The following is a 12,633-nucleotide window of genomic DNA, read 5'->3' as shown; positions in this document are numbered from 1 at the left end:
CCCTTACTTAGCTGAATTTAAATACTCTTGCTGCCCAATATCATAAAGATTGTTTCCATTAGCATCTATAATGACAACTAGTGGCATATCTTTAATTTCCATTTTCCTTATAGCTTCAGCACCTAAATCTTCATATGCTATCACTTCTGATTTGATAATGCTTTTTCCTATTAGTGCAGCTGCACCCCCAATAGCACCAAAATAAATAGCTTTATTTCTTTTTATTGCATCAATTACTTCATCATTTCGCGCACCTTTACCAATCATACCTCTTAATCCAAGATCCATTAATGTAGGTGCATATGCATCCATTCTATAGCTAGTAGTAGGTCCTGCAGATCCTATTACTTTTCCAGGCTTTGCTGGTGATGGTCCAACATAGTATATTGTTTCATCTTTTATGCTTAAAGGTAGCTCTTTTCCTTCATTAAGCAAATCTATTAATCTTTTATGAGCTGCATCTCTCGCGGAATAAATTACTCCACTTAGTAACACACTGTCTCCTGCCTTTAAATTTTGTATTTTATCTTCTGTAAGAGGTGTTTTCAACTTTATTTCCATTATTCTTTCCTCCAGCGCCGTAATAATTTTAAAATTTACACTTATCTTTAAATATGTAACCCAATATACAAGTATTAATTGCTTGAAATATTAACATATAACTTCTCTATTTCACATAAAATACTAGCATTAATAATTATATCCTAATATTTTATATTATAACTTCTTTATGTCTTGTAGCGTGACAGTTTATATTTACTGCAACCGGCAATCCTGCAATATGAGTTGGATATGTTTCAATATTCAACCCCAAAGCTGTAGTTCTTCCTCCGAAACCTTGTGGACCGATTCCTAGTTCATTTATTTTTTCCAATAACTCTATTTCCAATTCCTTATAGAAATCATCATTATTTCTAATATTTATAGGCCTAAGCAATGCCTTTTTAGCAAGATATGCTGCTTTATCAAAAGTCCCTCCTATTCCGACACCTACAACCATTGGTGGGCATGGATTAGGACCTGCAGATTTAACTGTATCTATTATAAATTTCTTAACACCTTCTAATCCATCTGAAGGTTTAAGCATACCTATTTTACTCATATTTTCCGATCCAAATCCTTTTGGTGCTAGGGTTATTTTGATTTTATCTCCATCAACTATATCATAATATATCACAGCTGGTGTATTATCCTTAGTATTTATTCTTTTAATAGGGTCTCCTACAACTGACTTTCTTAAAAAACCTTCCTCATAACCTCTACGTACCCCTTCATTAATAGCATCCTCTATTCTCCCTCCAACCAAATGGACATCTTGTCCTATTTCTACAAAAACACAAGCCATACCCGTATCTTGGCACATAGGCATTTGTTCATTACTTGCAATTTCAGAGTTAATTATTATCTTATCTAAGACTTCTGATGCTAATTTCCATGGCTCTTCTTCTCTAGACTTTTGCAATGCATCTTTAATGTCTGATCCTAAAAAATAATTTGACTCTATAGATAAATTTCTCACAGCACTTGCTACTAATTCAACATTAATTTCTCTCATTAATACAGCTCCTCTACTCTTTGCTTTCAATAAGAATAGAATTGCTATTTAATATTAATCCTATTCTTATTTTTATACTTATTACTACATATAAGTTTAAAAGCATTTCTCTCTATTTACAACCCTAAATAAACTTATATTTGTACTTACAATTCAGTGATAATATCTCACAGTAAATTTTTGAATTAATATATAATAATAGATAACACATATATTAATAATATGGTCAATATTTTTATTCTATACTTTCATATTTATGTTCTGACGCTACTATACTTAAATATAGTCAATTTATCCTGCAGGAGGGTTCATCAATGAGTAACAGTGATAATAATACTTTAAATAAAATTCTAACAGTAATAATTTACTTTTTAGTTATAGTTTTAATTTGTTTAATTCTATATAACTTAATTTTATTAATTAATAGAACTTACTCTTCAAATAGAACACCAACTAACAGTATTAAAGTTGGACCTATTTCTCTGAATATAAATCATTAGTCTTTCTACTCTCAAAATACTTATTAACGCCAGCAAGTATTCCTTCTACTATTTTACTTTGGTGCTCATCACTCTTTAGTTTTTGTTCTTCTTCATAGTTTGATAGAAAACCACATTCAACAAGTACACATGCACCTTCATAACCATCTCGTAGTATCTTATATTGATCTCTAGCCGCTTTTGGAACTCTTTTATTTTTATCGTCTATTGTTTCTTTTAGCGAAACTTGAATATTTTCAGCTAAAATTTTACTATTATCATTAGACGAATACCAAACCTGGGCACCGAAGCAATTTGCTTGTGGAAACATATTTTGGTGTATGGAAATAAATATATCACATTTAGTGTCTTTCTTCATTTGACATCTTGCACCTAAGTCCTTCGCCTTTTTAGAAGATAACTCAGAATCTTCTTCTCGCGTCATATAAACTTTGTACCCTCGATCCTCTAACTGCTTCTTTAATTTCGTAGATATTGCTAAATTTATATCCTTTTCTATTGTCCCATTTTTTGATTTAGCTCCTCCATCAATTCCTCCGTGACCTGGATCTATTAATATAATATTCTGAATTTTATTTTCGTCTGCATTTACTCTTACTGGTACTCCGAATATTAAACAGATTATACAAAATAGCATCACAATTCTTTTGATTTTCATTTTAATTATTCCTCCAATTATTTTTATTCTAAAGATATTGTTTGCTATCTAACTATAATTATTCAAATTCATTTATAATAATTTCTTTGCTTGCACTATACAACTATTACCATAAAAATAATTATTTATAATAAAAAAGATTCCACAAACATAAAGTTTGTGGAATCTGCACTCCAAATACTATCTCTTTGAGAATTGTGGAGCTCTTCTTGCTGCTTTAAGACCGTATTTCTTTCTTTCCTTCATTCTTGGATCTCTAGTTAAGAATCCAGCCTTCTTTAATTCTGACTTTAAAGCTTCATCTGATTTAACTAGTGCTCTAGCTATACCATGTCTGATAGCTCCTGCTTGACCTGTAAATCCACCACCGTGAACATTTACTAAAACGTCAAATCTATCTTTAGTTCCAGTTAAAACTAATGGTTGGTTTACGATAACTCTTAATGTTTCTAAACCAAAAAAGCCTTCTATTTCTCTTTTATTTACAACAACCTTACCACTTCCTGGTACAAGTCTTACTCTTGCAACTGATTTCTTTCTTCTTCCAGTTCCCATGTATTGAACTTTTGCCATTTCTTTTTCCTCCTCCCGAGATCGTATTAGTATCTTAATTCTAGTACTTCTGGTTTTTGAGCTGCATGATTATGTTCAGCACCTCTATATACGTTTAATTTCTTTAACATTTGTCTTCCTAATACACCATTTGGAAGCATTCTTCTTACAGCTTCTTCAAAAGCGAATTCAGGTTTTTTGTCTAATACTACTCTATAAGGAGTTTCCTTTAATCCGCCTGGATATAAACTATGTTTTCTCATTAATTTTTGGTCTAACTTCTTACCAGTTAATACAACCTTTTCTGCGTTAATTACAATAACAAAATCTCCGCAGTCAACATTAGGTGTAAAAGTTGGTTTATTTTTACCTCTTAAAATTGAAGCAACTTGGCTAGCAACTCTACCTAGTGGCTTACCAGCAGCATCAACAACATACCATTTTCTTTCAATTTCACTTGCTTTTGCAATGTATGATTTCATCTGTTTCCCTCCCTGAACTTACATTAATTATTTACTTTTCTAAGTAAAATTTTTTATGTCAAGACCCGGGGCTAGTGGATCTTATATACATAAATGATTTAACAAACAAACTTATTATAATACACGCACACGGGCGTGTCAACATTTTTTTGCCATTTAATAAAAAACTTTTTCTAATACCAACCCATTTGGAGGCACGCACATTCCAGCTCGTTTTCTATTGCCCTCGATTATTATCTTCTCGATTTCTTCTGCTTTTAATTTTCCATTACCTATTTTTAGTAATGTTCCTACTATAATTCTTACCATATTGTATAAAAAACCGTCAGCAGTTATAAATATTTTTATTCTATCCCCTTTTTGTTCAATATAAAGCTCCTTAATATTTCTTACAGTTGTTTTTATTGAGCTCCCTGGAGACATAAATGCCCTAAAATCGTGACTACCCATGAAATATTGACAAGCTTTCTTCATTTCATCAATATTCAAGTTATATCTATAATGATATAAATACTGATGTCCTAAAGATAATCTTTCATATCTATTTACAATAGTATAAGAGTATGTCTTTCCTTTTGACGAATATCGAGCATGAAAATTCTCTTCCACTTCTTCTGATTTAATAATAGATACATCTTCAGGTAACCTCGTATTCAAAGCCTCTCTAAATTTATCTCCGGGTATTGTACTATTAGTGATAAAGTTAGCAACCATTTCCCTTGCATGAACACCTGCATCAGTTCTAGAACTTCCATTGATCATAATTTCTTCACCAGTGGCTTTAAATATTGCAGTCTCTATTACCTTCTGAACAGTTCTCCCCTTGGGCTGTCTTTGCCATCCACAAAAGTCACTTCCATCAAATTCAATTATTAATTTTATATTTCTCATTCTATCCTCTTAATTACATATTAATACAATCTAACTGCTAAGCACCATATAAGTAGTATTCCAAAGATGATAAATGCAATCGTATCTCTATATGAAAATTGAAGCATTTTCATTCTAGTTCGTCCAGCTCCACCTCTATATCCTCTTGCTTCCATCGCCATGGCTAATTCATCAGCTCTTCTAAATGAGCTTATAAATAGAGGAACTAACAATGGTACTAGACTCTTAGCCTTCTTAATAATTCCACCAGATTCGAAATCTGCTCCCCTTGCCTTTTGAGCTTTCATTATTTTATCTGTTTCATCTATCAGTGTAGGAATAAATCTTAATGCTATTGTCATCATCATAGCAAGTTCATGAGCTATCTCCTTACCTATTGGTTTAAGTAACTTTTCTATGCCATCTGTTAATTCAATAGGAGACGTAGTTAATGTCAGTAAAGATGTTCCTATAATTAATAAAATTAATCTAATTGCCATAAAAGCAGCAATACTTAAACCTTCTGGATATGCTTTTAAAAAGCCTATACTAAATACTTCAGTACCTTCTGTACCCCTAACCATAAATATATTCATAATAGCTGTTAATGCAACTAGCAAAAATATTGGTTTCAACCCATTGAAAATAAATCTAAATGGAACTTTTGCTATTAAAATCACGCCTAATAAAAATCCTACTATTACTGTATATCCTACAAACTTATTTATTATAAATAAACATGCGATAAAAAGTATAGATAAAACGATTTTTGTTCTAGGGTCTAATTTATGAATAAAGGACTCCCCCGGCAAGTATTGTCCTATTGTAATATTTTTCAACATAACTTTGCCTATTCTCCTTTCACCTTATTTGTATTTAGAATAGACAAGAGTTCTTTCTTGGCTTCTTCTATTGTAAATACATTATCTGAAATATTAAAACCTTTTTTCCTTAACTCTCTAACTAAATATGTTACTTGAGGCACACCAAGCCCTATTTTCTCTAACGTATCTACTTCTTTAAATACCTCTGCTGGAGTCCCTTGTAATTCAACTTTTCCATCATTCATTACAATAATTCTTCCTGCAAATTTTGCAACATCTTCCATACTATGACTAACAATAACAATTGTCATCTTATAGTCCTTATGTAATTTAATTATTTGTTCCAATATATCATCTCTACCTTTAGGATCTAATCCCGCAGTAGGTTCATCTAATATAAGTGTTGTAGGCTGCATTGCCACAACCCCTGCAATTGCAACTCTTCTCTTTTGTCCTCCACTTAAGTCGAATGGTGATTTATCTTTATAGGTTTCATAGTCTAATCCGACCATTTCCATAGACTTAACTACTCTCTCGTGAATCTCCTCATCAGAAAGTCCAAGGTTTCTTGGTCCAAATTCAATATCTTTGGCTATAGTCTCTTCAAATAGTTGATATTCAGGATACTGAAATACTAATCCTACCTTTTTTCTAATATTAGTAAGTTTGGCCTTCTTATCTGTAATATCCACTCCGTCAACAATTATTTTTCCACTATTAGCCTCTAACAATCCATTGAAATGCTGAATTAAAGTTGATTTACCTGATCCAGTATGTCCTATTAAAGCTATAAATTCTCCATCTTCTATATTCAATGACACATTATCCAAGGCAATCTTCTCAAATGGGGTTTTAGGCATATATATATGTGTTAAATTTTCTATTTTAATTGACATAACGCATTCACCATCTCATCTACATTTAATATTTTTTCATTAATATATATTCCTGATTTCTTTAATTCATATGCTAATTCTGTAACTTGTGGAACATCCAACCCTATCTTTTTCATACGCTCTACTTGTGGAAAAATATCCCGCGGAGTACCTTCCATCTTTATTTTTCCACCATCCATTACTATAATCCTGTCAGCCTGAGCTGCTTCATCCATGTAATGTGTTATTAATACTATAGTAATACCATGTTTTTTATTAAGGTCTTTTATTGTTCTAAGAACTTCTCTTCTCCCTGATGGATCTAACATAGCAGTTGGTTCATCAAAAATTATACATTTAGGTTGTATTGCAAGTATTCCAGCTATAGCAATTCTTTGTTTCTGACCCCCAGATAAAAGATGTGGTGCATGTCTCTTATATTTACTCATCCCCACTTTTTCTAAACTTTCATCGACTCTTTTACGTATTTCTAACGGTTCAATTCCTAAGTTCTCTGGTCCGAAAGCTACATCCTCTTCGACTATTGTTGCAACTAACTGATTATCAGGATTCTGAAATACCATCCCAGCCTTTGACCTAATACTCCATACATTTTGTGGATCACTCGTGTCAAGATTATCTACTACAACAGTACCTTCTGTAGGTACTAAAAGAGCGTTCATATGTTTGGCCATTGTTGACTTACCAGAACCATTATGCCCTAATACAACTAAGAATTCTCCTTTTTTCACTTCTAAATTAACACCATTAACTGCGTATTTCTCTTCTTTTATTCCTTCTGAGTCCTTTATATATTTAAAAGATACATTTGTGCACTTTATCATTTCATCACTCATGACATAACCTCCATGATGTTTTATTATTAATATATTATACAAATGTTTTGTTCCAGATAGAGCTATATATGTTCAATTATAAGTTCTATTATATCTTAAAATTCAATACAATCAATAAAAAGCATTGATTTTTACTAAAAATGCAAAAAACCGCTCTATAATATATTAATTTTCTCACATTATAATTTTCTATGTTAAAATGGGGATTAAGTCTAAACTTAATCCCCAATTAGTATTATACTAATTCAAGTATTACTATCTCAGCTCCGTCCCCTCTTCTAGGACCTTTTTTTATGATTCTTGTATATCCGCCATTTCTTTCAGTATACTTTGGAGCTACATTATCAAATAAATTCTTAACAACTAGTTCTTCTTGAACATAAGATAATACTTGTCTTCTAGCATGAAGATCTCCTCTTTTTCCAAGAGTAATCATTTTTTCAGCTATTGATCTAGTTTCTTTAGCTCTTGTTTCAGTTGTCTCGATTTTACCATGTTTTAATAGACTAGTAACAAGATTTCTTAGCATAGCTCTTCTTTGGTCTGTAGGAAGACCTAATTTACGATGACCTGCCATGGATTTACCTCCTTACTCCTCGGTTAGTTTTAAAGCTAAACCTAATTCTTTAAGCTTTCTTTCAACTTCTTCTAACGATTTCTTTCCTAGATTCCTTACTTTCATCATATCATCCATTGATTTCGTTGCAAGTTCTTGTACTGTATTAATTCCGGCTCTCTTTAAGCAGTTATATGATCTAACTGATAAATCAAGTTCTTCTACAGTCATCTCTAGGACTTTTTCTTTTTTATCGTCTTCTTTTTCTATCATTATTTCAACGTCATTAGTATTATCTGTTAATGACATAAATAATTTGAAATGTTCAATAAGTATCTTTGCTGATAAACTAATAGCTTCATCTATTTTTATAGTACCATTAGTCCAAATTTCTAAAGTTAATTTATCATAATCAGTAATTTGACCAACTCTTGTGTTATCAACAGTAAAATTAACTCTTTTTACTGGTGTATAAATAGAATCAACTGCTATAGCTGAGATTGGTAATTCATCACTCTTATTTTTATTCTGAGTAACATAACCTCTTCCCTTATTAACTGTTAATTCCATATAAAGTCTTCCATCGTTATCTAAAGTTGCAATATGTAAATTCTTATTAACAACTTCAACATCACCATCAGTCTTTATATCAGCTCCAGTAATTTCTCCTGGTCCTTTAGCATCAATATAAATAACCTTTGGACCTTCACCATTCATTCTTAGAGCTAATGATTTAATATTAAGAATTAATTCAGTAACATCTTCTTTAACTCCTTGAACAGTAGAAAACTCATGAAGTACTCCATCAATTTTGACAGAGGTTGTTGCAACTCCTGGAAGTGATGATAATAATATTCTTCTTAGGGCATTTCCTAATGTGATACCATATCCTCTTTCAAGTGGCTCAACAACATACTTACCATAAGTACCATCTTCATTAGCTTCTATACATTCTATTATTGGCTTTTCGATTTCTAACATTGACAAACCCTCCTTATTTTAAAAATGGCAACCTTATTATGAGGGCAACTGATTCTATATTTGCATATATTGTGATAAATTTCTCTAACAAATATAAATATATTATTTACTGTATAACTCAACAATAAGCGTTTCGTTAACAGGCACATCTATATCTTCTCTTGATGGCTCTGCAACTACTTTTCCTTCATAGTTATCAACATTAGCTTCTAACCATTTTGGTAAAGTTTTTGGATTTTCAACAAAAGTTTTGAATTTTTCACTTGATCTGCTTTTTTCGCATACAGTAATTGTATCATTAACTGAAACATTATATGAACAAATGTCAACTTTTTTACCATTTATTAAGAAATGACCATGAGTTACTAATTGTCTAGCTTCATTTCTTGATGAACCATAACCTAATCTATAAACTACGTTATCAAGTCTCATTTCTAGTAATTTAAGTAAGTTTTCACCTGTTATACCTTTAATATGCTCAGCTCTTTCATAATATGCTCTAAATTGGCCTTCTAAAACGCCATAAATTCTTCTTGCTTTTTGCTTTTCTCTTAATTGAACACCATAGTTTGATTGCTTCTTCTTGCTTGCTCCATGTTGTCCTGGTGCGTAGCTTCTTCTAACAAAAGCACACTTATCTGTAAAACATCTATCACCTTTAAGGAAAAGTTTCATACCTTCTCTTCTACATAATCTACATGTAGCGCCAGTATATCTTGCCATTAAATTACACCTCCTATTACTACGGTTATATTAGACTCTTCTTCTCTTTGGTGGTCTACAACCATTATGTGGTATTGGAGTAACATCTTTAATTAAAGTTACTTCTAGTCCTGCTGCTTGTAAGGATCTTATAGCTGCTTCTCTTCCTGAACCAGGTCCTTTAACATAAACCTCTATACTTTTTAAGCCGTGTTCCATTGCTACTTTAGCTGCAGTTTCTGCTGCTGCTTGAGCTGCATATGGTGTGCTCTTTCTTGATCCTCTAAAGCCTAGTGCACCTGCACTTGACCATGATAAAGCATTTCCTACTGCGTCTGTTAAAGTAACTATTGAATTATTAAAAGTTGACTTAATGTGTGCAGCGCCATGCTCAACATTTTTTCTTTCTTTTTTTCTTCTAGTTTTCTTAACTGTTTTAGCTGCCATTATCTTCCCTCCTTACTATTTCTTCTTATTAGCTATTGTCTTTTTAGGACCTTTTCTAGTTCTTGCATTAGTCTTAGTTTTTTGTCCTCTAACTGGAAGACCTCTTCTATGTCTAATTCCTCTGTATGATCCTATTTCTACTAATCTCTTGATATTTAAAGCGACATCTCTTCTTAAGTCACCTTCAACCATTAAATTCTTGTTGATATAAGTTCTGATTTCATTAACTTCTTCTTCTGATAAATCCTTAACTCTTGTATCTGGATTAATTCCTGTTACAGCTAAGATTTTTTGTGAAGTTGATAATCCTATCCCATATATATAAGTTAAACCTATTTCAACTCTCTTTTCTCTTGGTAGATCAATACCTGATATTCTTGCCATTAAAATTTACACCTCCTGATAATTGAAATGTATAAAAGTTGATTTTATATTTATAATAAAATTTTAGGTCAATAGATAATTACCATTGCCAGCCGCCCTAAAATTTATTTTTGATTAATTAAACGACTATATAATCATATTTGACTTTTGCTGAAATGTCAATATTATTTACATTTATTTTAATGTAAATAATATTGTAAACTTGATCATTAGCCTTGTTTTTGCTTGTGCTTAGGATTTTCACAGATTACCATTACTTTTCCTTTTCTTCTGATTACTTTGCACTTTTCACAAATAGGCTTAACTGATGGTCTTACTTTCATAGCTAACCCTCCTCATATTACTTTTGTGGTAGAACTTAAATGTAATTTATATCTACCTTATTTTGCTCTCCATGTAATTCTACCTCTTGTTAAATCGTAAGGAGAAAGTTCTACTGTAACTTTATCTCCTGGTAAAATTCTTATGAAGTTCATTCTTAATTTACCCGATATGTGTGCTAAAATCTTATGGCCACTTTCAAGTTCAACTTGAAACATAGCATTTGGTAAAGATTCTAATACCGTACCTTGCATTTCTATAACGTCATCTTTTGACATAAGGTAATCAACCCTCCTTAACAATGCCTCTAAGCTTTAGGAATCTCTTAATCTTTAAATCAGTACTCTTATCGCATGATTGTATTGATGATAAAATCTCATCATCTATATCCTCTAAAATACTTAAGTGTTTAATCTTTTTCTTCTTAGGCATATTAACTAATTTTGTATCCCCATTAGCTAGTAATACATAATTATCATTTATCTGCCTAACAATAACATATAAGTGATCTTTATCTCTTCCTGCTTTCGAAAGTACTACTTTTCCAATCAAGTCATTGTTTTGCAAATTTTTCACCTCAATGATTACCTTAGTATAAATTAACACTACCACAACGGTATTATGCAAATTTATAACTAAGCAACACTCTTTTTTCTACTTAATCAGTGTTAAAATTTCAGGTCCATCTGATAAAATTGCAACTGTATTTTCATAATGTGCTGATAAAGAAGAATCTGCTGTCACAACTGTCCATCCATCTTTCAATGTCTTCACCTTATTAGTACCTGCATTAACCATAGGTTCTATGGCTAATACCATACCCTCAAGCAATTTTGGACCTTTACCAGGTTTGCCGAAATTAGGTACATTTGGATCTTCATGAACCTTACGTCCAATCCCATGCCCTACAAAATCTCTTACAACTGAGAAACCTGCCGCTTCTACGTAGCTTTGTATCTCATGCGATATATCAGTTAATTTATTTCCATCTTCGGCATACTTTATACCTTGAAAGAAACTCTCTCTTGTTATATCTATTAATTTTAGAGCTTCTACTGAAACATTTCCAACGGGATAGGTTCTTGCAGCATCTCCGTGAAATCCATTAAAAAATGCACCACAATCTACGCTAACTATATCACCTTCCCTAAGAACATAATTCCCTGGAAATCCATGTATTACTTGCTCGTTTACTGAAATACATAGTGACGAAGGAAAACCATATAAGCCTTTAAATGAAGGTTTTGCTCCATGCTTAGTTATAAATTCTTCTGCTATTCTATCCAAGTTTGCAGTTGTTACCCCGGGTTTTACCTCTTTTTCAAGCAATAGCAATGTTTCTCCTACTATTCTACCTGCTTTTCTCATTATGGCTATTTCATCATGATTCTTTATGATAATCATTATTTGTTGTTCCCCAACATTTCGCATATTCCTCTGAAAACTTCATTAATAGCTTTCGTTCCATCTACTTCTGATAGCAAGTGTTTATCGCTGTAGAATTCAATTAGTGGTTGTGTTTCTCTTTGATATACATCAAGTCTTTCCTTTACAGTTTCAACTGTATCGTCTTTTCTTTGTATAACTTCGCTTCCACACAAAGCACATTTTCCTTCATGAGTTGGAGGATTAAATTTAACATGATAACTTGCTCCGCAAGATGGACATACTCTTCTACCAGTCATTCTTTCTAAGATAAACTCATTAGGTACCTTTATTAATAATGCAGTATCTAATTGTTCGCCTCTCTCTATAAGAAAGCTGTTAAGAGCATCAGCCTGAGCCACAGTTCTAGGAAAACCATCTAATAAATATCCAGCATTACAATCATCCTGCTGTAGCCTATCTTTAACCATGTTAATAGTTACTTCATCAGGAACTAGCTGACCGTTATCTATATAACCTTTTGCCTCTATTCCTAAAGGAGTGTTTTCAGAAATATTTTTTCTAAAAATATCTCCCGTAGAAATGTGTGGTATTGAATATTTATTACTGATCGATTTAGCCTGTGTTCCCTTTCCAGCTCCAGGAGGACCTAGTAATACTATCTTCACTGGCTTCATCTCCAT

General features: G+C 32.0%; 20 protein-coding genes. 1 reads left to right on the top strand and 19 read right to left on the bottom strand.

Features of this window, described 5'->3' with window-relative positions; genetic code table 11:
* Positions 1–3 precede the first annotated feature (3 nt).
* Positions 4–561 (bottom strand): Fe-S-containing hydro-lyase, encoded by a 558-nt coding sequence (locus D2A34_RS20950; RefSeq protein WP_079437664.1) that lies wholly within the window; start codon positions 559–561, stop codon positions 4–6.
* 151 nt (positions 562–712) lie between these two features.
* A complete protein-coding gene (locus D2A34_RS20945) occupies positions 713–1,555 on the bottom strand; it encodes a fumarate hydratase (RefSeq protein ID WP_079437663.1) in 843 nt (280 codons plus the stop codon).
* Between the two features lie 314 nt (positions 1,556–1,869).
* Between D2A34_RS20945 and D2A34_RS20940 the strand changes: the two genes are divergently transcribed.
* The gene (locus D2A34_RS20940) at positions 1,870–2,055 is read left to right on the top strand and encodes a hypothetical protein (protein WP_119367834.1); all 186 of its coding nucleotides are present in this window, start codon (positions 1,870–1,872) and stop codon (positions 2,053–2,055) included.
* Here D2A34_RS20940 and cwlD read toward each other — a convergent pair.
* The 17 genes from cwlD to D2A34_RS20855 all read right to left on the bottom strand — a co-directional run bounded on the left by cwlD (position 2,030) and on the right by D2A34_RS20855 (position 12,618).
* Positions 2,030–2,713 carry an N-acetylmuramoyl-L-alanine amidase CwlD gene (gene cwlD, locus D2A34_RS20935; RefSeq protein ID WP_079437661.1) on the bottom strand — a complete coding sequence of 228 codons (684 nt, stop codon included), beginning with the start codon at positions 2,711–2,713 and terminating at the stop codon, positions 2,030–2,032. The two genes, D2A34_RS20940 and cwlD, sit on opposite strands and share 26 nt — an antisense overlap.
* A 180-nt stretch (positions 2,714–2,893) precedes the next feature.
* Positions 2,894–3,286 carry a 30S ribosomal protein S9 gene (rpsI, locus tag D2A34_RS20930; protein ID WP_119367833.1) on the bottom strand — a complete coding sequence of 131 codons (393 nt, stop codon included), beginning with the start codon at positions 3,284–3,286 and terminating at the stop codon, positions 2,894–2,896.
* A gap of 26 nt (positions 3,287–3,312) precedes the next feature.
* Positions 3,313–3,747 (bottom strand): 50S ribosomal protein L13, encoded by a 435-nt coding sequence (gene rplM, locus D2A34_RS20925; protein WP_011967539.1) that lies wholly within the window; start codon positions 3,745–3,747, stop codon positions 3,313–3,315.
* 156 nt (positions 3,748–3,903) lie between these two features.
* Complete coding sequence (gene truA, locus D2A34_RS20920; protein WP_079437659.1) at positions 3,904–4,638, bottom strand: tRNA pseudouridine(38-40) synthase TruA; 735 nt, start codon at positions 4,636–4,638, stop codon at positions 3,904–3,906.
* Positions 4,639–4,658: 20 nt separating this feature from the next.
* Positions 4,659–5,459 (bottom strand): energy-coupling factor transporter transmembrane component T family protein, encoded by an 801-nt coding sequence (locus tag D2A34_RS20915; RefSeq protein ID WP_079437658.1) that lies wholly within the window; start codon positions 5,457–5,459, stop codon positions 4,659–4,661.
* Between the two features lie 8 nt (positions 5,460–5,467).
* A complete protein-coding gene (locus tag D2A34_RS20910; RefSeq protein WP_119367832.1) occupies positions 5,468–6,337 on the bottom strand; it encodes an energy-coupling factor transporter ATPase in 870 nt (289 codons plus the stop codon).
* Complete coding sequence (locus tag D2A34_RS20905) at positions 6,322–7,173, bottom strand: energy-coupling factor transporter ATPase (protein ID WP_119367831.1); 852 nt, start codon at positions 7,171–7,173, stop codon at positions 6,322–6,324. Before D2A34_RS20905 ends, D2A34_RS20910 begins: the two co-directional genes overlap by 16 nt.
* Positions 7,174–7,408: 235 nt before the next feature.
* Entirely contained in the window at positions 7,409–7,750 is a 342-nt protein-coding gene (gene rplQ, locus D2A34_RS20900; RefSeq protein ID WP_011967534.1) for a 50S ribosomal protein L17, read from the bottom strand.
* A gap of 12 nt (positions 7,751–7,762) precedes the next feature.
* Positions 7,763–8,710 carry a DNA-directed RNA polymerase subunit alpha gene (locus tag D2A34_RS20895; RefSeq protein WP_079437655.1) on the bottom strand — a complete coding sequence of 316 codons (948 nt, stop codon included), beginning with the start codon at positions 8,708–8,710 and terminating at the stop codon, positions 7,763–7,765.
* 102 nt (positions 8,711–8,812) lie between these two features.
* Entirely contained in the window at positions 8,813–9,433 is a 621-nt protein-coding gene (gene rpsD, locus D2A34_RS20890) for a 30S ribosomal protein S4 (protein WP_079437654.1), read from the bottom strand.
* A 30-nt stretch (positions 9,434–9,463) separates the two neighbouring features.
* Positions 9,464–9,859 (bottom strand): 30S ribosomal protein S11, encoded by a 396-nt coding sequence (gene rpsK / locus D2A34_RS20885; protein WP_079437653.1) that lies wholly within the window; start codon positions 9,857–9,859, stop codon positions 9,464–9,466.
* A 15-nt stretch (positions 9,860–9,874) separates the two neighbouring features.
* Positions 9,875–10,243, bottom strand: a complete 369-nt coding sequence (gene rpsM, locus D2A34_RS20880; protein ID WP_011967530.1) for a 30S ribosomal protein S13 — start codon at positions 10,241–10,243, stop codon at positions 9,875–9,877.
* A gap of 209 nt (positions 10,244–10,452) precedes the next feature.
* The gene (gene rpmJ / locus D2A34_RS20875) at positions 10,453–10,566 is read right to left on the bottom strand and encodes a 50S ribosomal protein L36 (RefSeq protein WP_003156543.1); all 114 of its coding nucleotides are present in this window, start codon (positions 10,564–10,566) and stop codon (positions 10,453–10,455) included.
* Positions 10,567–10,623: 57 nt separating this feature from the next.
* A complete protein-coding gene (infA, locus tag D2A34_RS20870) occupies positions 10,624–10,842 on the bottom strand; it encodes a translation initiation factor IF-1 (protein WP_002582630.1) in 219 nt (72 codons plus the stop codon).
* Between the two features lie 7 nt (positions 10,843–10,849).
* A complete protein-coding gene (locus D2A34_RS20865; protein ID WP_079437652.1) occupies positions 10,850–11,131 on the bottom strand; it encodes a KOW domain-containing RNA-binding protein in 282 nt (93 codons plus the stop codon).
* An 87-nt stretch (positions 11,132–11,218) separates the two neighbouring features.
* Positions 11,219–11,968, bottom strand: a complete 750-nt coding sequence (gene map / locus D2A34_RS20860) for a type I methionyl aminopeptidase (RefSeq protein WP_079437651.1) — start codon at positions 11,966–11,968, stop codon at positions 11,219–11,221.
* Complete coding sequence (locus D2A34_RS20855) at positions 11,968–12,618, bottom strand: adenylate kinase (RefSeq protein WP_079437650.1); 651 nt, start codon at positions 12,616–12,618, stop codon at positions 11,968–11,970. Before D2A34_RS20855 ends, map begins: the two co-directional genes overlap by 1 nt.
* Positions 12,619–12,633: the final 15 nt, after the last annotated feature.

The sequence above is a fragment of the Clostridium chromiireducens genome (genome assembly GCF_003575225.1).
Lineage (GTDB): Bacteria > Bacillota > Clostridia > Clostridiales > Clostridiaceae > Clostridium > Clostridium chromiireducens.
This window is presented reverse-complemented; position numbering and strand designations above follow the sequence as displayed.

Coding starts and splice junctions, on each gene's coding strand:
- D2A34_RS20950 (WP_079437664.1), bottom strand. CDS start 561: ATGGAAATAAAGTTGAAAACACCTCTTACAGAAGATAAAATACAAAAT.
- D2A34_RS20945 (WP_079437663.1), bottom strand. CDS start 1,555: ATGAGAGAAATTAATGTTGAATTAGTAGCAAGTGCTGTGAGAAATTTA.
- D2A34_RS20940 (WP_119367834.1), top strand. CDS start 1,870: ATGAGTAACAGTGATAATAATACTTTAAATAAAATTCTAACAGTAATA.
- cwlD (WP_079437661.1), bottom strand. CDS start 2,713: ATGAAAATCAAAAGAATTGTGATGCTATTTTGTATAATCTGTTTAATA.
- rpsI (WP_119367833.1), bottom strand. CDS start 3,286: ATGGCAAAAGTTCAATACATGGGAACTGGAAGAAGAAAGAAATCAGTT.
- rplM (WP_011967539.1), bottom strand. CDS start 3,747: ATGAAATCATACATTGCAAAAGCAAGTGAAATTGAAAGAAAATGGTAT.
- truA (WP_079437659.1), bottom strand. CDS start 4,638: ATGAGAAATATAAAATTAATAATTGAATTTGATGGAAGTGACTTTTGT.
- D2A34_RS20915 (WP_079437658.1), bottom strand. CDS start 5,459: ATGTTGAAAAATATTACAATAGGACAATACTTGCCGGGGGAGTCCTTT.
- D2A34_RS20910 (WP_119367832.1), bottom strand. CDS start 6,337: ATGTCAATTAAAATAGAAAATTTAACACATATATATATGCCTAAAACC.
- D2A34_RS20905 (WP_119367831.1), bottom strand. CDS start 7,173: ATGAGTGATGAAATGATAAAGTGCACAAATGTATCTTTTAAATATATA.
- rplQ (WP_011967534.1), bottom strand. CDS start 7,750: ATGGCAGGTCATCGTAAATTAGGTCTTCCTACAGACCAAAGAAGAGCT.
- D2A34_RS20895 (WP_079437655.1), bottom strand. CDS start 8,710: ATGTTAGAAATCGAAAAGCCAATAATAGAATGTATAGAAGCTAATGAA.
- rpsD (WP_079437654.1), bottom strand. CDS start 9,433: ATGGCAAGATATACTGGCGCTACATGTAGATTATGTAGAAGAGAAGGT.
- rpsK (WP_079437653.1), bottom strand. CDS start 9,859: ATGGCAGCTAAAACAGTTAAGAAAACTAGAAGAAAAAAAGAAAGAAAA.
- rpsM (WP_011967530.1), bottom strand. CDS start 10,243: ATGGCAAGAATATCAGGTATTGATCTACCAAGAGAAAAGAGAGTTGAA.
- rpmJ (WP_003156543.1), bottom strand. CDS start 10,566: ATGAAAGTAAGACCATCAGTTAAGCCTATTTGTGAAAAGTGCAAAGTA.
- infA (WP_002582630.1), bottom strand. CDS start 10,842: ATGTCAAAAGATGACGTTATAGAAATGCAAGGTACGGTATTAGAATCT.
- map (WP_079437651.1), bottom strand. CDS start 11,968: ATGATTATCATAAAGAATCATGATGAAATAGCCATAATGAGAAAAGCA.